This window comes from Acidobacteriota bacterium, assembly GCA_009838525.1.
GTDB lineage: Bacteria > Acidobacteriota > Vicinamibacteria > Vicinamibacterales > UBA8438 > VXRJ01.
The window spans coordinates 663531-684737 of sequence record VXRJ01000018.1 but is presented as its reverse complement, the minus strand read 5'-3'; the positions used below and the strand labels follow the sequence as shown (position 1 = coordinate 684737).

The following is a 21207-nucleotide window of genomic DNA, read 5'->3' as shown; positions in this document are numbered from 1 at the left end:
CTCGCGGCTGTCTGACGTGCTCCCGCTATCATTCGGTGATGGCACGTACCGGCGGCCCGTTCGACGCCGTCCTGCTCATCAGCTTCGGCGGCCCGGAGGGTCCGGACGAGATCCGGCCCTTTCTCCGCAACGTGCTGCGTGGTCGCCGCATACCCGCGGAACGGATCGAAGCGGTGGCGCATCACTACGAGCAGTTTGGCGGGAGATCACCGATCACTGCGATAACCCGCCGGCAGGCGGAGGGTCTACGTGCGCGTCTGGCCGCGGCCACGCCCGATCTGCCGGTATGGATAGGCATGCGCAACTGGCATCCGTTCCTCGACGAGACACTTGCCGGAATGGCTGATGCCGGTGTTCGTCGCGCCCTCGGCATCATCATGGCGGCGCAGCACAGCTATTCGAGTTGCGGCCAGTACCGCCAGAACGTCGACGACGCACGCCGGGCGCTCCGATCCGCGGGCCGCCCCGACATCGAGGTCACGTATGCCGGCGACTGGCACGCGCATCCAGGCTATGTCATGGCGAACGCGGAACGCGTCGCCGAAGCGCGGCGCAGATTGCCGCCGGAATTGCAGCGGGACGCCCGGGTTGTCTTCACTGCCCACAGCATTCCGCAATCGATGGCGGATGCATGCCGTTACGAGGCGGAATTGCTGGAGTCCGCGCGTCTCGTCGCCAACGCCGCCGGCGCTTGCGACTGGGCCCTCACGTACCAGAGCCGGAGCGGACGTCCCCAGGATCCGTGGCTGGAGCCGGACGTCTACGACTATCTGCGGGTGGAACGAAACCGTAGTCTAGCCGCGGTAGTTATTGCGCCGATCGGCTTCGTGGCCGATCACCTGGAGGTCCTCTATGACCTCGACACGGAAGCGGCGGACCTCTGCCGCGCGATGGACCTTCCGATGCAACGGGCGTCCGCCGCAAACGACCATCCGGCATTCCTCGATCTGCTGGCGGAACTGACACGCGACGAATGGGCGCGTGGTGGGCGCCCGCTGCCGATTGTCTCGCCCGATCCTCCGGCGCGAGTCGAACCGCCACCACCCGCCCGGCGCGAGCACGCTGCGTCGGTACAGCCGGTCATGACGCCGCTCGGAACCGAAGAAACCGTAGGACGATGGCCGGACGGCTAGCTGACCGCAGCCCCGGCCGGTGCGCAATGCTCGTCGAAGGCGGCGGCCAGGTCGCGGGCTATCGCGTCCGCTTCCTGATTCTCGATCTGGTGCCGCTCCATCATGTAGACCAGCTTGCCGCCGCGCAGCAGGGCGACTGAAGGCGAAGACGGAGGATAGCCGACGAAATAGCCACGTGCCCGCTCGGTCGCCTCGAGGTCGGCTCCGGCGAAGACGCTGGCGACGACATCCGGCCGAGTCCCGTGCTGCAGCGCGAGCGCAATTCCGGGACGGGCCCTGCCGGCGGCACAGCCACAGACGGAGTTGACGACGACCATCAAGGTTCCCGAAGTACCGGCAACTGCCTCATCGACCGCCTCGGCCGTTCGCAGTTCCTTGACCCCGAGCCGCGTCAATTCCTCCCGCATCGGGGCGATGAAGAATTCTGGATACACGTTCTTGCTCCTTGGTGACTCTACGATTCCCGCCAGCGCCTGGGATGGCGCCGAAGATCGAGCACGATTATACCGCTTCGCCCCGATGGGGCGCGGCAAGGCTACGTTCGGCCAGACTGCGGTTGCCGAGCCAGAGAATGGTCAGCGCAATCCCCCATTGCGCGACGCAGGTGCCGATGCTGAGGACGCGGATCGGGTGCCACCACCCCTCCGGGTCGTACACGGTCGCCGACTGGTACATCCACCAGGCAAACATCACCACGAACTCGATGGGCACGAGCCAGGTCAGCACCCAGCTCCAGAGTGAGCCGGCGCGGCGGCCCGTGCTGTTCGTGTTGACCAGGTCCGTGCGAAACCGCTCCGCTCCATAGCGGATTACGGCGACCGCAATGAACACCCCGCTAACCATCAGCGCAAGTCCCCAGACCCAGTCCTGATTGTCGAATACCTGCAGGCTTGCCGCCGAAGGCATCCCGCAGACGGCGGCGGCCGCTACTACCAGGCTGACGGCCCGCTTGCGCGGCAGTCCGCCATCCAGCAGCACGCGAACCGCCAGTTCGACCATCGCGATCAAGGAGGAGAGCGCCGCGAAGAAAAGCGTGAGAAAGAAAAGCGGCAGGAAGACCTCCCCGGCCGGCATTAGTGCGAATACCTGCGGGATCCAGATAAACGACAGTCCGGTGTTTCCAGCCGCCATCGCATCGAGTGCTTCGGCGGTCGGCAGGATGGCGAAGACCGCCGGCAGAATCGCCATGGCCGCGAGGATCGACGCCAGGTTGTTACCCAGGCCGATCGATACGGCGTTTGTTACCACGTCGTCGTCGCACCGAACGTAGACGGCGTAGCTGAGCAGCAGTCCCCAACCGGCCCCGGTCGACCAGGCGGACTGCGTCAGCGCCTCGAGCCATGTGCGATAGTCGGCGAGGCGGGCCAGATCCGGAACGAAGAGATAGCGCAACCCCTCCTCCGCTCCCGGCAGCGTTACCGCGCGTGTCACCGCGAGCAACAGCAGGACAAAGAGCGTCGGAATCAGAATCCGGTTTGCGCGCTCGATACCGCGCGTAACGCCACGCGCCACGACGGTGCCGGCGGCGGCAATGGCGGCGACGTGGAACAGGATCGGTTGCCAGATGGAGTTGCTGTAGGTCTCCCAGTAGGCTCCGGGGTCGGCGCCGGAGGCAAGGTCGCCGGCAAGTGACGCCGTGAAGTACTTGAGCGCCCACCCGGTGACGACCGAGTAGTAGAACATGATCATCACGGTGGTGACGACGACGAAACCGCCCATCCAGGCGGTATGGCGACCTACCAGGGCGGCGAACGCTCCGATTGGTCCGCGCCGCGCGCCGCGTCCAAGGCCGAATTCGGCGATCAGGAGCGGAATCGACCACGCGAAGAGGAAGATGAGCCAGGGAATCAGGAACGCGCCGCCGCCATTCTCCGCCGCGATACGGGGAAAGCGCCAGAGGTTGCCCGCACCGACCGCCATGCCGATACCGGCGACGATGACACCCCAGCGGGAAGTGAAGAAGTCGGAGCCGGTGGTGCTGGTCTGGGTCGGCATCGCGTGCGGGCCAGCGGGCCGTGTCGGATGGCTCGCTGAAGTGTAGCAGTCCCCGGGAGCATTCCCGCCTGCTTCGACTCGAGCCTCGCCACCAGCCGGGGTTGCCCCTCTATACTGGAATCGAGACGACGGGGAATGGAATTCAGGGACTACTACAAGACCCTCGGGGTTGATCGATCGGCATCCCAGGACGCCATCAAGAGAGCGTTCCGGAAACTGGCGCGGAAGTACCACCCCGATGTGAATCAGAACGATTCGGAGGCGGAGCGCCGCTTCAAGGCGGTGAACGAAGCGTACGAAGTGTTGGGGAACGCCGACACGCGGAAGAAGTACGACGAGCTGGGCGCCAACTGGAAGGAATACGAGCGCGCCCGCGCGGCGGGCCAGAATCCGTTCGCCGGTAGAGGACCGGGTGGCTTCCGCTGGACGACGACCGGTGGCAGCGGCGGATTCCGGTCCATCTCCGAGGAGGAACTGCGAGAGCTGTTCGGCGGGATTGGGGGCGCCGCCAGTACGGGCCGCGGCCAGGGGCGTCCTTTCTCCGACTTTTTCCAGGCGTTCTTCGGAGGCGAGACGGACCAGTCTCGCGGGGCTGTCCCAGGCGACGCGGAGCGGACACGCGCCCGGAAGGGGCGTGACGCGGAGTACGCGACGGAGCTGACCCTCGAGCAGGCGTTTGGCGGCGTGACGCAGCGCCTGAGGCTGGGCGGCGATACCGGAGAGCGCACGGTAGATGTCCGGATCCCGGCGGGCGTCGACACAGGCTCGCGCGTCCGCGTCACAGGCAAGGGAGGCAAGGGGACGGGCGGCGCCGCAGCGGGCGACCTGTACCTCCGCGTGCAGGTCGTGCCCCACCCCATCTACACCCGGAAGGGCCGCGACCTCTACATGCGTGCGGCGATGCCGCTAGCCACCGCCGTGCTGGGTGGCGAGGTGGAGGTGCCGACGATAGAGGGCCGGAGGGTTCGCTTGAAGGTGCCAGCCGGCACGCAGGAGGGGCAGGTCTTCCGAATCCGTGGCCAGGGCATGCCCTCGCTCGGGAATGGCGGTGACCGTGGGGATCAATACGCAACGGCGCACGTCAAGCTTCCCCGCAGTCTCTCGCCGGAAGCGCGGAAACAGTTCGAGTCGCTGGCCCGTTTGCTTGACGATCCATCATGAACGGACACGGACGACCGCCGCCGGAGGACGGACAGCAGCAACCGGCGTTGGAGCGGTACGCACGCGACCTGACTGAACTGGCGCGTGGCGGGAAGCTCGACCCGGTGATTGGTCGAGACGAGGAGATCCGCCGCGCGATCCAGGTGCTGTCGCGCCGAACCAAGAACAACCCCGTCCTGATCGGTGATCCGGGAGTTGGCAAGACCGCCATCGTCGAGGGATTGGCGCAGCGGATTGTCCGAGGCGATGTGCCCGAAGGACTCAAGGACAAGCGGCTGGCGGCGCTCGACATGGGGGCTCTCATCGCGGGAGCGAAGTACCGCGGCGAGTTCGAGGAGCGTCTCAAGGCCGTGCTGAAGGAGATCACCGACGCCGAAGGGCGCATCGTTCTCTTCATCGATGAGTTGCACACGGTCGTGGGTGCCGGCGCGGCCGAAGGGGCCATCGATGCGTCGAACATGCTGAAGCCGTTGCTCGCGCGCGGCGAGCTCCACACGATCGGCGCAACGACGCTCAACGAGTACCGCCAGTACATCGAAAAGGACGCCGCTCTGGAGCGCCGGTTTCAGCCGGTCATGGTGGCCGAGCCGACCGTCCAGGACACGGTCAGCATCCTGCGTGGCCTGCGTGAGCGCTACGAGATCCATCACGGCGTCCGGTTCAAGGACGCGGCGCTTGTTTCTGCGGCCGTCCTGTCGAACCGGTACATCAGTGACCGATTCCTGCCGGACAAGGCGATCGATCTGATTGACGAGGCGGCGTCGAAGCTCCGGATGGAGATCGACTCGCTGCCCGTCGAACTCGACGAGGTGGAAAGGCGCCTGATGCAGCTCGAGATCGAGCGTGAAGCCCTCCGCAAGGAGACCGATACCTCGTCGAAGACGCGCCTCGGCCGGCTTGAGACGGAGCTGGCTGGCTTGAAGGAGGAACGGAAGCGGCTGCGGGTGCAGTGGGAACGGGAGAAGGCGCAGATTCAGGGTGATCGCAAGCTGCAGGAGGAACTCGAAGGCCTCCGTCTGGAGGTGGAGCGCGCCCAGCGCGAGGGGGACTACGCGCGCGCATCGGAACTGCAGTACGGACGCATCCCGGAACTCGAACAGAGGCTGGCGTCAAGTCGCGACGACCCAGGCGACGGAGAGGCGCCGCGGATGCTGAAGGAAGAGGTCGACGAGGAGGATATCGCGGCGGTCGTCAGCAAGTGGACGCACATTCCCGTCAGCAAGCTAGTGGAAGGAGAAGTCGAGAAGCTGATCAGGATGGAAGAACGCCTGCGCGAGCGGGTGGTCGGTCAGGACGACGCCATTGTCGCGGTGGCGAACGCGGTTCGGCGCGCGCGGGCCGGTCTGCAGGACCCGAACCGCCCGCTCGGCAGCTTCATCTTCCTGGGTCCGACCGGCGTCGGAAAGACCGAGTTGGCACGTGCTCTCGCCGAGTTCCTCTTCGATGACGAACGGGCTCTGATCCGGATCGACATGTCGGAGTACCTGGAGAAACACGCCGTCTCGCGCCTCGTCGGCGCGCCGCCCGGGTATGTCGGCTACGACGAAGCGGGCCAGCTGACGGAAGCGGTCCGTCGGCGGCCGTACGCCGTGGTGTTGTTCGACGAGGTGGAGAAGGCGCATGCCGATGTGCTGAACGTCCTGCTGCAGCTTCTTGACGACGGGCGGTTGACCGATGGGCAGGGACGAACCGTCGATTTCCGGAACGTGGTCGTCATCATGACATCCAACCTGGGGAGCGAGCTGATCGCCGAACGCAGCGGCCTGGCCTCGGGGGGCGACGTTGATCTGGACGCGGGAACGCGCCGTCAAATCGACGAGGTGATGCGTGCGCACTTCAGGCCGGAGTTCCTGAACCGCATCGACGAGATTATCGTCTTTCACGCACTCGGCCGTGCGCATCTCAGGCAGATTGCTGCCATGCAGCTGGCATCACTCGGACGCCGCCTGGCAGATCGCCGGGTTACCGTGAAGCTGACCGACGCGGCAACCGAGCATCTGGTCGCCGAAGGCTACGACGCCGCCTACGGCGCGCGCCCCCTGCGGCGTACGATGCAGCGTCGCGTGCTCGATCCACTCGCCGAACGTCTGCTAAGGGGCGAGTTCAGCGAAGGCGATACGGTTGTAGTGGACGCCGGGGGTGATGGGTTGTCGTTCGCCGTGTCGGCCAAGATGGCCGAGGCAACCGAGGCATAGCAGCCCCGGCGGGCGGACTACGAGCCGGCGCGCGGTGCCGACGTGAAGCCTGCTCCTCGGTGCGAGCCGTCACAGAACGGCTTGTTTTCCGAGTGTCCGCAGCGGCAAAGGGAAAAGGGCCGCCTGGCGATCTCGTACCGGTTTCCTTCCGCGTCCACGACGGTGATGTCGTCACCGTCGACAAGGCAAGGCCCGTTGTCGCGCAGTCTGATCGTAGTCGGCATGGCAGTCATCCCATCCGTTGCATCGACGCCAGGAAGTCGGCGTTCGACTTGGTCTTGCTCATCTTGTCGAGCAGCAGTTCCATCGCTTCTACCGACAGGAGCGGGTGGAGGACCTTGCGGAGCACCCAGACGCGGTTCAGGTCCTCTCGGCTGAGCAACAGCTCCTCCTTCCGGGTCCCGCTCTTCTGTATGTCAATCGCCGGGAAGACGCGCTTGTCGACCAGTTTGCGGTCGAGGTGGATCTCCATGTTGCCGGTCCCCTTGAATTCCTCGAAGATGACATCGTCCATGCGGGATCCGGTGTCGACCAGGGCGGTCGCCATGATGGTGAGCGAGCCGCCCTCCTCGATGTTGCGCGCCGCCCCGAAGAACCGCTTCGGCTTCTGCAGGGCGTTGGAATCGAGACCGCCCGACAACACCTTGCCGGAGGGCGGGATCACCGTGTTGTAGGCGCGGGCAAGGCGCGTGATGGAATCGAGCACGATAAAGACGTCCTTCTTGTGCTCGACCAGGCGCTTGGCCTTCTCGATCACCATCTCGGCCACCTGGACGTGGCGCTGCGCCGGCTCGTCGAAGGTTGACGAGATCACCTCGCCATCGACCGATCGCTGCATGTCGGTCACTTCTTCAGGCCGCTCGTCGATGAGGAGAACAATGAGGTACACCTCCGAGTGGTTCCTGGCGATCGACTGCGCGATGTTTTGCAGGAGCATCGTCTTGCCGGTTCGCGGCGCGGCGACGATCAGGCCCCGCTGCCCCTTGCCGATCGGCGTCATCAGGTCCATGACGCGAGCCGAAAGATTGTCGGCGGCGGTCTCCAGCCGGACGCGCTCCAGCGGATAGAGCGGCGTCAGATTCTCGAAGAAGATCTTCTCGCGTGCCTGATCCGGAGATTCGAAGTTGACTGCCTCCACCTTGATCAGGGCGAAGTAACGCTCACCCTCCTTCGGTGGGCGGATCTGTCCGGAGACGGTATCGCCCGTCTGCAGGTCGAACTTTCGGATCTGCGATGGGGAGACATAGATATCGTCCGGGCCGGGCAGGTAGTTGTAATCCGGCGCCCGAAGGAAGCCGAAGCCGTCGGGCAGAACCTCCAGTACGCCTTCCGAGAAGATGAACCCGCTCTGTTCGGTTTGCGCCTTGAGGATCTGGAAGATGAGCTCCTGCTTCCGCATGCCGGTAGCCCCCGGCACGTGAAGATCCTGGGCCACCTTGGTAAGGGGCGTGATGCCCATCTCCTTCAGGTCGGCAATCTTCAGGGCCGGCTTCCCTCTCCCCTTGCCGCGCGGCTTGCTGTGTGGTTCGGCCTCGGCTTCAACGTCGCCCGGCTCGGCGTCGACCGGCACCGGCTCGTCTGACGGGGGGACGGCGACAGTTCCGGTGGATGCGTTCTTCTTGTCGGCCATGCTCGGATAAACCTCCGGGGTGACGATTGGTGTGGTGAATCGGCCGCAGGGGCCAGAATGTTCAGGAAAGTGCTGCCCGCGAGAATTCCGGCAGCAGGTTGCCACGTAGCATAGGAACGCGCGGGACCATTGTCAAGTCGCCGCCGCGCCCGCCGCCCCCGGGCCAGGAGCTTGCGCGCCCGCCCGTGAAAGGCGTGCTAGTTGTAGTTCGCGGGCGAATCGCCCACCGCGAGGATGCTGCACTGGAGACGCGTCTCAAGGCCTAGTTCACGGGCTCGGGCCATCAACGCGTCACTCTCGGCGCCCGGGTTCAACCATATCTGGCGAATCTCTCGCGCCACGACATCGTCGAGCAGGAGTTCCCCCACCGCCGGAGGCACGTAGAAGGTCGCAATGTCGATCGTGCCCGGCACGTCGCGAAGCGAGGCATGCGCCGGCACCCCCTCGATAGACTCCCCTGCCGCCGCGCGTCCGGGATTCACCGCCGCCACGTCGTGCCCTTGGGCGAGCAGTGCCCGGACGGCCTTGTTGCCGTACTTGCGCCGATCGGTCGACGCGCCTACCACTGCGATACGCATGCGTCGAGTGTGTCAACTCCGCCGCCGGACGGCAAGCGGAGACATATAATCCGCTGCGGTGTTCCGTCACGCGGCCATTCTCGTCGGCCTTTGCGGGCTGACGTTCCTCGTCGGCCTGGGGCAACCGGCGCTCACTGACTCGGACGAAGCGTTCTACGCCGAGAGCGCCCGTGAGATGGTCGAACGGAACGACTGGCTGACACCGTACTTCAACGGTCAGCCCCGCTTCGAGAAGCCGGTTCTCTACTACTGGCTTGCCGCCGCCGCTTATCAGATCGCCGGGGTCTCTCCCGGGGCGGCGCGTTTGCCGTCGGCCCTGGCCGGCTTCGGTCTGGTGTTCGTTGCCTGGGCGTGCGCGCGGCGGTACTACGGCGCGCCGACGGCGCTCATGGCCGGTGTGGTGGCAGCGACCTGCTTCGCCGCGGTCGCCATGGCGCACCAGTCGCTGCCCGACCTGCCGCTCGCGTTCCTGATTGCGCTCTCCACGTGGGCATCGCTGGTCGGATTGCTGGAGGAAACCGCGCACGACGGTGGCGCTGCCGCTGACGGCCGCCATCGGCGCGCATGGCTGGTCGTTGCAGGTGTCGCCGCAGCCGGTGCGTTCCTCGTGAAAGGGCCGGTCGGCCCGGTGCTGGTGGCCCTGGCGGTCGTTCCTGCCGCCGCCTTCGACTGGTGGCGCGGCGGCGCTCTCTGGCGGGCGCGGACGGTGGATGTGTTGCTTGCGGCGGCGCTCTTCTTTCTGCTCGCCCTGCCCTGGTACGGCGCGATGGCGATCGGGCACGGCTCCGCGTACCTCGATCGCTTCTTCTTCGCCGAGAACTTCGATCGATTCGCGACCGATCGGTACAACGATCCGCGTCCGATCTGGTACTACGTCCCTATCGTTGCGGGGGGCATGCTTCCCTGGACTCCCTTCATGACGCTCTGGATCCCGGCGCTGCGACGAGCCTGGAACCGCAGGGAGTTCGACACGCGCGCGGTGCGCCTCGTTGCCTGGGCTGCGGTGCCGTTGCTCTTTTACACGCTGTCGGTCGGCAAGCAGCCCCGCTACATCCTGCCCATGCTGGTTCCGCTCGCCGTCCTGATCGGCCGTGCGCTGACCCAGGCGATGCAGGCCGATGCAACAAGAACCGACCGGCGCCTCTTCGTCGCTGGCGGGGTTGCGGCGGGTATCGTCGTTGCGCTGATCGGAGCGTCCGTCTGGTACGCGCGTGCTCTTCTGATTCAGCGGCCGGGTGTGGTGGTTGGTGGGGTCGCCGACGCTATCGCGATGGTAGGCGGCATCGCGGCCACGGTCACGCTCTGGGCCGCATGGAAGTCCCGCTACCTTCGGGCCGTGCCGGTTGCGATCGCGGCTGCGGTGGTAGTCACCGCCGCGGCAACCCGCACCATGGTGCTGGCGGGACCGGGACCCGCTCCGGTCGAGCGGATGGCCTCCCTCGTGGCGGAAGCACGACAGGCGGACGAACCGTACGGGCGTTACCGCGTCTTCGATCGGAACCTGGTCTATTACGTCGGTACGCCACACACCGAACTCGTGAGCCTTGAGGCGGTGCGCGATTTCCTCCGCTCCCCCGAGCGGGTCCTTGTCGTTCTCCGTTCCGACGACGCGGAGGCGCTTGCGCTGCGGGGCGTACCGTTCGCCCGTATCGCCGGCGTTCCCTACGTCAACACCGGCAACTTCAACCTTCGGACGTTCCTGGACCCCGATCCGGACCGCTACGTCCTGACCGTACTTCTGATCGCCAATCGCTAGGAACTTCCAGGACCTGGCGGGTGGGCGGGGACGTGCGGATCAGCCAAGGCCGCCTGCGAATCTCTTCAGCCGCTCGGCGCCCTCGGCGAGCCGGTCGATGGACGTCGCGTACGACAGTCGCAGGAATCCGGGGGCGTCGAAGGCCTCTCCCGGCGTCAGCGCCACGTGCGCCTCGTCGAGCAGGCGCAAGGCGAACTCCGCCGATGTTCGGATGCCGTTCGGTGCCAGCAGCTCCGAGATATCCGGAAAGAGATAGAACGCGCCGGCCGGGGGCACGACGCGGTAGCGTGGCTCGTCCGCCATCCAGGCGATCAGTCGATCGCGCCGCGCGCGGTACTCGCCGAGCATCGCCCGCACGTCGTCATCCGGGCCAGTCAGGGCGGCGAGAGCGGCGCGCTGCGTAATCGACGAGACGTTCGTCGTGGCATGGCCCTGTACGACGTCGGCCGCCTTGATGAGCTCCCTCGGTCCGACTGCCCAGCCGCAACGCCATCCGGTCATCGACCAGCTCTTCGATGCGCTGCCCACCAGGACCGTCCGGTCGCGCGCATATTCGGCGGTCACCTTCGCCAGGTTGTGCGGAACGTCGTCGTAGACAAGCCGTTCGTAACAGAGATCGATCACCAGCCAGATTCCGGCCTCAGCTGTCTCGCGTGCAATCGCCTCGAGTTCCGATTCGGCGATCAGCGCCCCCGTCGGGTTGCCCGGCGAGTTGATGATGATGGCGCGCGTCCGCGGTGTCACTGCCTCCAGAATCCCGTCGGCGGTCACCGTGAAGTCCTGCTCCGCCGACGTCCGAACAATGACCGGCTCCGCTTCGGCCAGCTTGATCTGCTCCACTATCGACGGCCAGTACGGCGCGTGAGTCACGACCTCGTCGCCCGGATCACAGAGCGCCAGCGCGACGTTGAAGAGCCCCTGCTTTCCGCCGGCGGTGACGATGACCTCGTCCGGGTGGTACGTTACGCCATAGTCCGCGCGGTAGCGGTCACAGATGGCTTCGCGCAGTTCCGGGATGCCGCGGCTCGGCGTGTATTTCGTGAAACCCTCGTTGATTGCTGCAATGCCGGCGGCGCGGATCGGTTCCGGAGTGGGGAAATCGGGCTCGCCAGCTCCCAGGTCGACCACGTCCACACCATCGCGGCGCAACTGAGACGCGGCCTGGAGCACGAGTTGGGTGGCGGACGGCGCGACGCGGTCGAGGCGGCGCGCAAGGCGTTGCCTGGTGGCGGTGGTCATGGTCGTTCTACGTCCGGACGCCGGGCGTCACCGGTCCCACCTTCTGCCGGAGCCGCTGCTCGACCACCTGCGGCACGAGTCCGGAGATGGATCCGCCGAGGGCGAACACCTCGCGTGCGAGGCGGGAGCTGAGATACGTGTAGCGCTCATCCGGCATCATGAAGACCGTCTCGATCGACTGGCGCAGGTGCCGGTTCATCAGGGCCATCTGCATCTCGTACTCGAAGTCCGAAATGGCGCGCAACCCCCGTACGATCACGTCGGCACCACGCCGCTCCGCATAGTCCACCAGCAGGCCATTGAACGTCTCTACCTCGACGGCCGGCTGATCGCGGAACACCTCGCGGGCGATCTCCACGCGTTCGTCGATCGAGAAGAGGGGCGACTTGTCGAGGTTGACGAGGATCGCTATGACGATGCGATCAAAGAGGCGTGCGCCCCGCTGAATGATGTCGACATGGCCGTTCGTGAGCGGATCGAACGAGCCGGGATAGACGGCGAGCCGGGGCCGCCGCCGCGAGTCGCTCGCTGTCGCGGCGATGTCGTCTCGTGTTTCAGGTGCCATGTTCGCTTGCGGTCACTCGTCGGTGGCCGAGTCCGGCGCGCCGCGCCGGTAAACGTCCAGGGCGCTGTCACCTGCCCTGATGCGGCGCGTGTGGATCAGCGCGATGTTCCCCTCCGCTTCCATCGCGAGCGGTTCACGGCGCCGTGGCCGCTCAATCACCAGCAAGCCCCCCGGCGCCGTCCGCCGGGTGAGTGCGGAGAGTATCGCACTGACGGCCCCGTCATCAAACCCGTACGGCGGGTCCAGCAGGACCAGATCGAAGGCGGCCGGCTGCTCGACACGGTCGAGCGCGGCCGGCAGCGCGCCATGGATGATTCGCCCTCGGGAGGCGACGCCGCACTGTTCCAGATTCGTCCTAATGAGCGCCGTGGCGCGGCGGTCGCTCTCAACGAACGTGACGGAAGCAGCGCCCCGGCTGATCGCTTCGAGTCCGATGGCTCCCGTCCCGGCGCATCCGTCGAGCACGGTGGCGCCTGTGACGCCGTGCCCGAGGATGGCGAAGAGCGTCTCGCGTAATCGATCGGAAGTCGGGCGCAGTCCGGGCCACCTGGGAGTCCGGAGGCGGCGCCCCCTCAGCTCACCCGAGATGATCCGCATCGGGTGGCGCTCCGGCTTTCCCGGCGCCGGCCGCCGCGACCCACGCCGCGGCGGCTTGGTGGGCGTCTGCCATCAGGCGATGATCGCGGACGACATCGCCAATACGAAAGAACGGCAGGCCTGACTGGCGCGTACCAAGGAGATCGCCCGGGCCGCGCAATTCCAGGTCGCGCTCGGCGATCGCAAAGCCGTCAGAGGTTTCGGCGAGCACCTCCAGACGGGCCAGCGCCCGCTCGCCCGCCTCCGGTGCATGCAGCAGAATGCATGTGGACGCAGCTTCGCCTCGTCCGACACGGCCACGCAACTGATGCAGTTGTGCGAGGCCGAACCGCTCAGCCTGCTCAATCACCATGATCGTCGCGTTCGGCACGTCGACGCCTACCTCAACCACGGTGGTTGCGACAAGAACGTCGATGGCGCCCGCGCTGAAGGCGGTCATCGTCTCCTGACGACCGACCGAAGGAAGTCCGCCGTGGACCAGGCCGACCCGGTGCTTCGGAAAGACGATAGTGTCCAGTTCCCTCGCAAGCGCGGTTGCGCCCCGCAGGTCGAGCGTTTCCGATTCGTCGACCAGCGGATGGACCACGAAGGCCTGGCGGCCCGAACTCAGTTCGGCCCGCACCCGTTCGTAAGCCTCGTTGCGACGTGACATCGTCCAAACGTGGGTCGTGACGGACTGGCGTCCCGGTGGACGCTCGCGCAGCTCCGAAACATCGAGATCTCCGTACGCCGACATCGCAAGCGTGCGCGGGATCGGTGTTGCGGTCATGACGAGCAGGTTCGGATGGAACCCCTTCGCGGCAAGCGCTGCGCGCTGCATGACGCCAAAGCGATGTTGCTCGTCGACGATGCCGAGGCTCAGGTCGCGGAACGCGACTTCGTCCTGGACCAGCGCGTGTGTCCCTACCACGAACCGCGTACTACCGTTCGCGATGTTGGCCGCCGCCTCGCGCCGGGCGGTGGGCGTGAGCGCTCCGGTAAGCAGGAGCGGAGAGAAATGCGAGGGCGCCAGCAGGCGCGCCACGTTGGCGTACTGCTGCTCGGCGAGCACCTCCGTGGGTGACATCAGCGCCACCTGGCGTCCGTTCTCCATGGCAATCAGGGCCGCGAGCACTGCGACGATCGTCTTTCCCGAACCGACGTCGCCCTGCAGCAGGCGCCGCATCGGCGCGGAACTTCGCAGGTCGTCGGCAATCGACGCGAGCGCGGTCCGCTGATCGCCGGTCAACCGGAACGGCAGGAGCTCGCGTGCCGCCCGGCGGATCCGATCATCGATCAGCAGGGGGCGGGACGAGGCCCGTCGGGCCGCAAGGCGCCGTCGGCGCACGAGGTCGACCTGGAACTCGAAGAACTCCTCGTAGACCAGCCGCTGTTGTGCCGGTGTCCGAAACGCATTCAGCGTCTCGAGCGACGTCCCGGCCGGTGGGAAGTGAGCCGACCGCAGCGCCTCGTCACGCGGCGGGAAGCCGTGCCTGCGCCGGATCTCCTCCGGCAGGGGATCGGATGGCGCGTCGTCTCCGGGCTTCGATGGCAGACGCGCCAACGCGTCATGAGCCCATCGCCGTCGCATTCTCGATGTGCACGTCCCTGCTGCGGGATATACAGGGACGATTCGTCCGGTATGGAGACTGTCCGGCTCCGGAGTCTTGCCGCTGCCGTATGGCGCCTCGTCCTCATCGTCCGTTCCTTCCGTTGCGTCCGTGAGGGGTTCGTGGTCGGGGTTGGTGAACTCCAGGCCGCCTCGGCCGCGGTCGTACAAGCCATGCAGCGCCACGCGTCGTCCTGGCCGAAAGAAGCTGGCCATGTGCGTCTGGTTCATGAATGTGGCACGTGCTCGGCCTGTGTCGTCCTCGATGGTCACTTCGACGAGGGTGAATCCCGGCCGCCGGGTTCGTCGCAGCCGGCAGGAAACGACGCGACCGGCAACGGTAGCGGATGTGCCCCGCTCGAGGGTGGCGATCGAACGGACGGGCGCCCGGTCTTCGTACCGGCGCGGCAGTGACAGCAGCAGGTCCTCGATAGTCCGTATGCCGACCGCTTCAAGGTCTGCGAGACGGCGTGGCCCGACGCCATGGAGAGCCGACACCGGCGCATCGAGCGAGCCGCGGGACGGAGCGGCCGCCCCGACCGGGGCCGGCGCGCCTGCCGCCGCAGCAACGCCGGCTGCTGACGTGGTCACGCGCTATTGCACCACCACCACCTGGCGCGGCTCGATGCGGACCGCCTCGATGCTGTACGGCAGGTCGAACGTGTCGGTCAGATCGATGCCATCGGGCTGGCTGTCGGAACGGGTGTAGTACCGGACGAGCTCGTGGACCAGGGTGGCGGGCACGGACACCGAGCCCACTTCAACCGATTCGATGTCGACACGGATGGTCCGGTCCTGCGCCCGCACGAGCCCAACCGCAGTGACTGGCAACTGACCGCTCAGATAACGAAGGGGGTCGAAAAGGCCGCGCTCCGATTCTTCCGCGTGAAGATCGTCGAGGTTGACCGTCGCGCGAGCGATCAGGCGGCCCGCCCCCTCGAACGCGAGCTCCGGGTCGGTCACGCCGGGGGGGAAGCCATCGGCTCCCTGAAAGCGGAACCACGCATTGAGGGAACGCTCGGCGATCGCTACCGTTCGTGGCCGGCCCGTCGTATGTTCCGTCGCCGCGTTGAGAAGGATCTGGTCGAGCGCCTCTTCGACCGCCCGCCCGTCCGCCGCGCTGAGCGTCCCAGTCTGACCGGCGCTCGCGATTGCCGCCCCTACCGCGATGGCCATCAGCCACGGCACGCTCTCACTGTACCACGCTGCCGAACCGCCGCCGCGCGGTGGGATACACTCCGACCGGAGACCCTCGTGCAACCGGCTCTGACACGTCGGCAACGACAAATCCTCGACTTCCTGCGGGAGTGCATCGACCGGGAGGGCCGCCCGCCGAGTCTGGAGGAGATTGGCCAGCGCTTCGGCCTCTCCTCGCTCGCCACCGTGCACAAACACCTGACGAATCTGGAGGACAAGGGATTCATCAAGCGGTCCTGGAACCGGAGTCGAGCGATCACGTTGCTACCGGCGCGGACCGGCGCGCGCGCGGTCGATGTCCCACTGCTTGGTTACCTGGCGGCCGGTATGCCGATAGACGCTGTGCTCCCACGAGAGACGGTGGCAGTACCGGAAGATCTCGCCCGCGAGAGCGATCTCTATGCGCTCGCCGTGAGGGGCGACACGTTGCTCGAGGAGCAGATTCGCCACGGGGACATCGTCATCATCGCTGAGCGAAAAGGCGTAAGGAATGGCGACCTCGTATTGGCCCTCATCGACAGGAAGGCGGTGACGGTGCGCGGTTTCCGCCAGCGGGGCCAGCGTATTCACCTGGGAGCGGCGACTCCTGCCGTCGGGGCCAGCGCAGTCGACGCCGGGCGCGTGCAGGTGCAAGGGGTCGTCATTGGTGTCATGCGAACATACTGACCACCATCTGTCGCATTGGCGACTTCATCAGACGCAGGAGAACTATGGCTGAACGCAAGCAAATCAACTTCACCGTCGTGCCGGGCGAACCGGGTGACGCGCCCCGTTTCTACTCGAACTTTTGCGCGCTTTCTCACACGCCGTATGATTTCACGCTTACTTTCTGTGAAGTTCAACCGCCAACCGAGAGCGACGTGCGGCGGGCCGAGACGAATCGGCAGCTTCGGGCGCCGGTTCGCGCGCAGATTGTCGTGCCGGCGCAGTTCATCCCCAACCTGATTGCGGCGCTGCAGAACCATCTGCGCAACTTCAGCGAGTCGCCACCCAAAGTGACGCCGCCCCGCGATGCCGTCCACTGAGAAGCAGGCGGGCGCCTCTGAGGCGCCGGTGCGGGTGTCGAAGACAGTCGCGCGACGCATCCTGCGAGCGCTGGAGCGACTCCATCCTGGAGCTGATACGGAGTTGCGCTACGCGACGCCGTTCGAGCTGTTGACGGCGACGATCCTGTCGGCTCAGTGCACGGACGCGCGGGTAAACGAGGTGACGCCGGCGCTGTTCCGGCGCTACCCGGACGCGTCGGCGCTCGCTCGTGCGCGACCTGAGACAATCGAGCGGCTCATCCGGACCACCGGCTTCTTCCGGTCGAAGACACGCGCGCTGCTTGGCATGGCGGGCGCGCTCGTCAAACGCCATGGCGGGGATGTTCCGCCCTCCATGGACGATCTCGTCGGGCTGCCGGGTGTCGGCCGCAAGACCGCCAACGTGGTCCTCGGGCATGCGTTCGGAATCCCGGGCTTCCCGGTTGATCGGCACGTGTTGCGCGTCACGCGCCGGCTCGGTCTTATCGCGACCGACGATCCGGTCGCCGCCGAGACGGCGCTCTGCCGGCTCCTTCCGCGCACCAAGTGGACCGTCGCGTCGGATTCGTTCATCCTGCACGGGCGGAGGATCTGCAGGCCTAGACCGCTCTGTGACCGTTGCGGCGCCCGTTCGGATTGCGCGTACGCCGCAAACCCGACGATGGTCGAACGAGACGGGCGGCAGGCGGCGGGGCATCGATGACCAGCGCGCGGTTTGGAGAGCTGGTGTCCGACGCGCAGCGGCGTATCCCCGAAGAGTTGCGCGAGTTGATGGAGAACGTGGTGCTGGTGGTGGAGGACCGTCCGTCTGCGGAGACGCTCGCCGAGCTCGACATTACGCCTCCCGACACGCTGTACGGGCTTTACGAAGGAACGCCGTTAACGGAACGTGAATGGAGCATGAGCGGCATGTTGCCGGATCGCATCACCATCTTCCGGGAGCCGATCCTGGTGGATGCCGAAGACGAGGATGCTGTGCGCGACATGATTGTCGAGACGGTGATCCACGAGTTCGGCCACCACTTCGGTCTGAGCGAGGAGGAGATTGACGAAGCGGAAGCGCTCTGGCGGGACCAGTGGTTCGAAGCGCGCGGACTCGATCCAGATGAAGCGGAAGATACAAGCGACCGGTAGCCGTCGCCGGCGCCTGGGCCAGCATTTCCTGGAACCTGGCTGGGTCGCGAGAGTGATCGATACGGTAGCGCCGGAGGCTCACGAACACATTCTGGAGATCGGTCCCGGGCACGGTGCGCTGACCCTGCCACTGGCGGCTCGCGCGGCCAGGATCGTGGCGGTCGAACGCGATCCAGCGCTAGCACGCGGGTTGCAGGAGCGTGTCCCCGACACCGTCGAGATCGTCGAGCAGGACATTCTGGCTGACGATCTAAGGGAATGGGCGCGTCGCCTGCGGAACCATGGGCCAGCCGACGCAACGCTGCGGATAGCTGGCAACCTCCCCTACTCGATCTCCTCGCCGATTCTCACAATGATGCTTCGGAGCGCGCGTGCCGCAGGATTCCGCGATGCCGTTCTTATGCTGCAACGCGAAGTGGCGGAACGAGTGGTGGCGGAGCCCGGAATGCGCGACTATGGTCCGCTTGCGATTCTGACCATGCTTCACGCCACGGCGCGTTGCGTGCTGCAGCTTCCGCCGCGCGCGTTCCGTCCGCCGCCCAAGGTCCGCTCCACGGTGGTGACCCTCAGGTTCCGCGACCTGCCGTGTGGGCCGCCCGATCCTGCTCGGTTCGACGCATTCGTCCGGCGGCTCTTCACGCGACGGCGCAAGCAGCTCGTGAATGCCCTGCTGCCGGCGGAAGATCCTGCGAACCGGGATCCGGCCGGGATTTGCCGGGCGGCCGGCATTGACCCGGCACGGCGGCCTGGCACTCTGTCCCTCATCGAGCTGATGGCTCTGGACGCGGCGCTGGTCACCGCGGGCGGATGACGGGTAGCGTTGGCTTGAGGCGCGCGGGCTGACACGCCCGCATGGCGTGCTGAGGGTGTTTCCACCGCGCGTGCTACACTTGCGTGCAGCGCGTCTCGCCTTCGCAGGCCTTCCCAGCAGCCTGCGCTTGATCTGAACGCCCGGTCGTGCCGATAGATTGTGGTAGACCCGTTCGGCGGGTGCGTCCGCCGACTGTCGAATGGAGATCACATCGTGTCTGGAGACGTTCTGTCGCGACGCATAAGCGAGTGCACGGGTGTTGCCCTGTTCGGGCTGGCTCTGTTCTGGCTGATTGCCATTGCGACCTATGAAGCGGCGGACCCCGTCTGGTTCTTCAAGACGGGCGGGCAGACGCAGGCCACGAACCTGGGCGGACAGGTTGGGGCGTTCCTGGCGGAAGTGTCCCACCAGGTGTTCGGTTTTGCGGCGGTACTCGTTCCCGTGACACTGGGAGCGCTAGGCTGGCATGCCTTCTGGTGCCGTCCCATCAGTGCCGGTTACATGAGACTGGCCGGTGTGGGCTTGTTGTTCATCTGCACGGCGGCGTTTCTCAGCCTCTCGCTCGGTTCGCCGGAGACGACGGGCCGGTCGTTTGATGCCGGCGGCATCCTCGGTGGGCTGATTGCCACCGGCATGGCCGACTATTTCAACCACGCCGGGTCTCTGGTGGTGGTCCTGACGTTGCTTTGCCTCTCGATCATCCTGTCGACGCAGGCATCGCTCGGTCACGGATTCACCCACGGCGGCCGGTTCGCCGCGCGCACGGCCCGGAGCATTAGCGGGCGGATTCACCGATGGCGGACGGAACGGGCCAAGGCGCGTCAGCGCAGGGACGTGGTGAACAAGCACCTGGCAAAGACGGGCGCCTCCACCGCCCGAATGGAGATCCTGGCAAGGAGCGAAACCGGGGCGGAGGCACGGCGCGAGCGCGCGTCGGAGGAAGTGGACGACCCTCCGGTTGCCGAGGCGCCGCCTGTCAGCGGCGAGCCGGCCGGCGCAATCACGCTCTCGCCACCGCCGAAGATCAAGGCGTCGAAGAAGCGGGCGCCGGTTGCGGAGCCGCGCTTGCCGCTGGAAACGGAGCGTCCGGTCGGGCTGCGGGGCGGCGACTTTACGAATCCACCGATCACGCTGCTCGACGCTCCGAAGCGGGCCCAGAAAGTGGACGAACGCCGGTTGATGGAAGGCGCTCGGCTGCTTGAGCAGAAGTGCGGCGAGTTTGCTGTCGATGGAGCCGTGTCGCAGATTCAGCCCGGGCCGGTCGTCACTACTTTCGAATTCAGTCCGAATCCAGGCGTGAAGTACAGCAAGGTGACAGGCCTGGCGGACGACCTCTGCCTGGCGATGGAGGCCGAGTCGGTCCTAATCGAGAGGATTCCGGGGAAGAACACCGTCGGCATTCAGATTCCGAATCCCGTGCGCGACCAGATCTCCCTTCGCGAGATGCTGGAATCCGAACCGTACCAGCGTTCGACATCGAAGCTGACGCTGGTGCTTGGCAAGACCATCCATGGCGAGCCGGTCGTCTCAGACCTCGCGACGATGCCCCATCTGTTGATAGCGGGCGCGACGGGCACGGGCAAGTCGGTGTCGCTCAACGCGATGCTGACCAGCATCCTCTACCGTGCAACTCCCGATGATGTCCGCCTGATTCTGATCGATCCGAAGCGGCTTGAGCTCGGAATGTACGCCGCCATCCCCCACCTGCTGACGCCGGTTGTCGTCGAACCCAAACAGGCGAACAACGCGCTTCGCTGGGCGGTTCGGGAGATGGAGGAACGCTACAAGCAGCTTGCCGCGGAGGGTGTTCGGAACATCGACCAGTACAACCGCAACGTCCGCCTGCTCCGCGCGGAAGCGGAGGAGAAGAATCCCGCCGGGCCGAAGCCGGGGGAAGAGGAAGAAGAGGATGGACTTCCCAGGCCGCTTCCCTACCTGGTGCTGGCGATCGACGAACTGGCCGACCTGATGATGGTGGCGAGCAAGGACGTCGAGGAGTCGATTGCCCGCCTGGCGCAGATGGCGCGCGCGGTCGGTATCCACCTGATCCTGGCGACGCAGCGGCCGTCGGTCGATGTCATCACGGGTCTGATCAAGGCGAACTTCCCCTCGCGAATCGCCTTCCGCGTGTCGTCGAAGATCGACTCGCGGACCATCCTTGATGCGAACGGCGCGGAGCAGTTGCTCGGAAAGGGAGACATGCTCTTCCTGGCGCCTGCTACGTCACGTAGCGTGCGGCTGCACGGCCCGTACATCTCGGAGCGCGAGACTGCCCGTTTCTGCAGTTTTCTTCGAAAGCAGGGCGGACCGGGCTACGACGAATCGATCACCGAAGACGAGGCCGCGCCGGATGCGGTGCCGATCGAGCGGGACGATCTGTTCGATCAGGCGGCCCGTATCGTGGTCTCGAGCGGACAGGCGTCCATTTCCTATCTGCAGCGGAGACTCCGGATCGGATTCAGTCGGGCGGCCCGGCTTGTCGACATGATGGAGGCGGACGGTCTCGTCTCGGCCGGCACGGCCGGCAAGCCGCGCGAAGTGCTCGTCAAGCCGGACTACTTCGAGGAAATCGACGCCCACCTGCGCTAGCGCGCCCTGTGGGT

The 21207-nt window shown here is 66.2% G+C and carries 20 protein-coding genes; 10 read left to right on the top strand and 10 right to left on the bottom strand.

Translation table 11 applies throughout. The features are described 5' to 3' along the window. The first annotated feature begins 38 nt into the window (after positions 1 to 38). The gene (gene hemH / locus F4Y45_08905) at positions 39 to 1133 is read left to right on the top strand and encodes a ferrochelatase (GenBank protein ID MXY24626.1); all 1095 of its coding nucleotides are present in this window, start codon (positions 39 to 41) and stop codon (positions 1131 to 1133) included. On the opposite strand, the gene F4Y45_08900 is transcribed toward hemH, so the two are convergent. After that, the gene (locus tag F4Y45_08900) at positions 1130 to 1567 is read right to left on the bottom strand and encodes a BrxA/BrxB family bacilliredoxin (protein MXY24625.1); all 438 of its coding nucleotides are present in this window, start codon (positions 1565 to 1567) and stop codon (positions 1130 to 1132) included. The genes hemH and F4Y45_08900 overlap by 4 nt on opposite strands. Before the next feature lie 67 nt (positions 1568 to 1634). Then, positions 1635 to 3128: a sodium-dependent transporter gene (locus tag F4Y45_08895; GenBank protein MXY24624.1), complete on the bottom strand. Its 1494-nt coding sequence runs from the start codon at positions 3126 to 3128 to the stop codon at positions 1635 to 1637. A gap of 135 nt (positions 3129 to 3263) precedes the next feature. Between F4Y45_08895 and F4Y45_08890 the strand changes: the two genes are divergently transcribed. Both F4Y45_08890 and F4Y45_08885 read left to right on the top strand, forming a co-directional pair. After that, on the top strand, positions 3264 to 4289 hold the full coding sequence (locus F4Y45_08890; GenBank protein MXY24623.1) for a DnaJ domain-containing protein: 1026 nt from the start codon (positions 3264 to 3266) through the stop codon (positions 4287 to 4289). Next, positions 4286 to 6484 (top strand): AAA domain-containing protein, encoded by a 2199-nt coding sequence (locus F4Y45_08885; GenBank protein ID MXY24622.1) that lies wholly within the window; start codon positions 4286 to 4288, stop codon positions 6482 to 6484. The genes F4Y45_08890 and F4Y45_08885 overlap by 4 nt, the downstream gene beginning before the upstream one ends. 17 nt (positions 6485 to 6501) lie before the next feature. On the opposite strand, the gene F4Y45_08880 is transcribed toward F4Y45_08885, so the two are convergent. The 3 genes from F4Y45_08880 to F4Y45_08870 all read right to left on the bottom strand — a co-directional run bounded on the left by F4Y45_08880 (position 6502) and on the right by F4Y45_08870 (position 8692). Then, positions 6502 to 6717 (bottom strand): CDGSH iron-sulfur domain-containing protein, encoded by a 216-nt coding sequence (locus F4Y45_08880; GenBank protein ID MXY24621.1) that lies wholly within the window; start codon positions 6715 to 6717, stop codon positions 6502 to 6504. Next, positions 6714 to 7967 (bottom strand): transcription termination factor Rho, encoded by a 1254-nt coding sequence (rho, locus tag F4Y45_08875; protein ID MXY24620.1) that lies wholly within the window; start codon positions 7965 to 7967, stop codon positions 6714 to 6716. The genes F4Y45_08880 and rho overlap by 4 nt, the downstream gene beginning before the upstream one ends. Positions 7968 to 8311: 344 nt before the next feature. Beyond that, complete coding sequence (locus F4Y45_08870; protein ID MXY24619.1) at positions 8312 to 8692, bottom strand: CoA-binding protein; 381 nt, start codon at positions 8690 to 8692, stop codon at positions 8312 to 8314. Positions 8693 to 8750: 58 nt separating this feature from the next. On the opposite strand from F4Y45_08870, the gene F4Y45_08865 reads away from it, so the two are divergent. After that, complete coding sequence (locus F4Y45_08865; GenBank protein ID MXY24618.1) at positions 8751 to 10448, top strand: glycosyltransferase family 39 protein; 1698 nt, start codon at positions 8751 to 8753, stop codon at positions 10446 to 10448. Positions 10449 to 10487: 39 nt separating this feature from the next. Here F4Y45_08865 and F4Y45_08860 read toward each other — a convergent pair whose 3' ends face one another. Genes F4Y45_08860 through F4Y45_08840 form a run of 5 tightly spaced genes read right to left on the bottom strand, consistent with a single transcriptional unit; the run spans position 10488 to position 15400 of the window. After that, positions 10488 to 11687 carry a pyridoxal phosphate-dependent aminotransferase gene (locus F4Y45_08860; protein ID MXY24617.1) on the bottom strand — a complete coding sequence of 400 codons (1200 nt, stop codon included), beginning with the start codon at positions 11685 to 11687 and terminating at the stop codon, positions 10488 to 10490. 7 nt (positions 11688 to 11694) lie between these two features. Then, on the bottom strand, positions 11695 to 12252 hold the full coding sequence (gene coaD, locus F4Y45_08855; protein ID MXY24616.1) for a pantetheine-phosphate adenylyltransferase: 558 nt from the start codon (positions 12250 to 12252) through the stop codon (positions 11695 to 11697). A gap of 12 nt (positions 12253 to 12264) precedes the next feature. Further along, positions 12265 to 12849 (bottom strand): 16S rRNA (guanine(966)-N(2))-methyltransferase RsmD, encoded by a 585-nt coding sequence (rsmD, locus tag F4Y45_08850; GenBank protein MXY24615.1) that lies wholly within the window; start codon positions 12847 to 12849, stop codon positions 12265 to 12267. After that, the gene (gene recG, locus F4Y45_08845; GenBank protein MXY24614.1) at positions 12830 to 15028 is read right to left on the bottom strand and encodes an ATP-dependent DNA helicase RecG; all 2199 of its coding nucleotides are present in this window, start codon (positions 15026 to 15028) and stop codon (positions 12830 to 12832) included. Before recG ends, rsmD begins: the two co-directional genes overlap by 20 nt. A 3-nt stretch (positions 15029 to 15031) precedes the next feature. Next, positions 15032 to 15400 carry a hypothetical protein gene (locus F4Y45_08840; protein ID MXY24613.1) on the bottom strand — a complete coding sequence of 123 codons (369 nt, stop codon included), beginning with the start codon at positions 15398 to 15400 and terminating at the stop codon, positions 15032 to 15034. 90 nt (positions 15401 to 15490) lie between these two features. On the opposite strand from F4Y45_08840, the gene lexA reads away from it, so the two are divergent. The 6 genes from lexA (at position 15491) to F4Y45_08810 (ending at position 21193) form a co-directional block, all read left to right on the top strand. Then, complete coding sequence (gene lexA / locus F4Y45_08835; GenBank protein MXY24612.1) at positions 15491 to 16300, top strand: transcriptional repressor LexA; 810 nt, start codon at positions 15491 to 15493, stop codon at positions 16298 to 16300. 44 nt (positions 16301 to 16344) lie between these two features. Next, positions 16345 to 16659 carry a DUF3467 domain-containing protein gene (locus F4Y45_08830; GenBank protein MXY24611.1) on the top strand — a complete coding sequence of 105 codons (315 nt, stop codon included), beginning with the start codon at positions 16345 to 16347 and terminating at the stop codon, positions 16657 to 16659. A gap of 28 nt (positions 16660 to 16687) precedes the next feature. Next, positions 16688 to 17362: an endonuclease III gene (gene nth / locus F4Y45_08825; protein ID MXY24610.1), complete on the top strand. Its 675-nt coding sequence runs from the start codon at positions 16688 to 16690 to the stop codon at positions 17360 to 17362. Further along, a complete protein-coding gene (locus F4Y45_08820) occupies positions 17359 to 17793 on the top strand; it encodes a metallopeptidase family protein (protein MXY24609.1) in 435 nt (144 codons plus the stop codon). The genes nth and F4Y45_08820 overlap by 4 nt, the downstream gene beginning before the upstream one ends. After that, complete coding sequence (rsmA, locus tag F4Y45_08815; GenBank protein MXY24608.1) at positions 17765 to 18604, top strand: ribosomal RNA small subunit methyltransferase A; 840 nt, start codon at positions 17765 to 17767, stop codon at positions 18602 to 18604. Before F4Y45_08820 ends, rsmA begins: the two co-directional genes overlap by 29 nt. Positions 18605 to 18817: 213 nt before the next feature. After that, the gene (locus tag F4Y45_08810; GenBank protein ID MXY24607.1) at positions 18818 to 21193 is read left to right on the top strand and encodes a hypothetical protein; all 2376 of its coding nucleotides are present in this window, start codon (positions 18818 to 18820) and stop codon (positions 21191 to 21193) included. Positions 21194 to 21207: the final 14 nt, after the last annotated feature.

Bases quoted from the DNA above. Each gene is read 5' to 3' on its own strand.
- hemH (MXY24626.1), top strand. From the start codon at position 39: ATGGCACGTACCGGCGGCCCGTTCGACGCCGTCCTGCTCATCAGCTTC.
- F4Y45_08895 (MXY24624.1), bottom strand. From the start codon at position 3,128: ATGCCGACCCAGACCAGCACCACCGGCTCCGACTTCTTCACTTCCCGC.
- F4Y45_08890 (MXY24623.1), top strand. From the start codon at position 3,264: ATGGAATTCAGGGACTACTACAAGACCCTCGGGGTTGATCGATCGGCA.
- F4Y45_08885 (MXY24622.1), top strand. From the start codon at position 4,286: ATGAACGGACACGGACGACCGCCGCCGGAGGACGGACAGCAGCAACCG.
- F4Y45_08880 (MXY24621.1), bottom strand. From the start codon at position 6,717: ATGACTGCCATGCCGACTACGATCAGACTGCGCGACAACGGGCCTTGC.
- F4Y45_08870 (MXY24619.1), bottom strand. From the start codon at position 8,692: ATGCGTATCGCAGTGGTAGGCGCGTCGACCGATCGGCGCAAGTACGGC.
- F4Y45_08860 (MXY24617.1), bottom strand. From the start codon at position 11,687: ATGACCACCGCCACCAGGCAACGCCTTGCGCGCCGCCTCGACCGCGTC.
- coaD (MXY24616.1), bottom strand. From the start codon at position 12,252: ATGGCACCTGAAACACGAGACGACATCGCCGCGACAGCGAGCGACTCG.
- rsmD (MXY24615.1), bottom strand. From the start codon at position 12,849: ATGCGGATCATCTCGGGTGAGCTGAGGGGGCGCCGCCTCCGGACTCCC.
- lexA (MXY24612.1), top strand. From the start codon at position 15,491: ATGTTCCGTCGCCGCGTTGAGAAGGATCTGGTCGAGCGCCTCTTCGAC.
- F4Y45_08830 (MXY24611.1), top strand. From the start codon at position 16,345: ATGGCTGAACGCAAGCAAATCAACTTCACCGTCGTGCCGGGCGAACCG.
- F4Y45_08820 (MXY24609.1), top strand. From the start codon at position 17,359: ATGACCAGCGCGCGGTTTGGAGAGCTGGTGTCCGACGCGCAGCGGCGT.
- rsmA (MXY24608.1), top strand. From the start codon at position 17,765: ATGAAGCGGAAGATACAAGCGACCGGTAGCCGTCGCCGGCGCCTGGGC.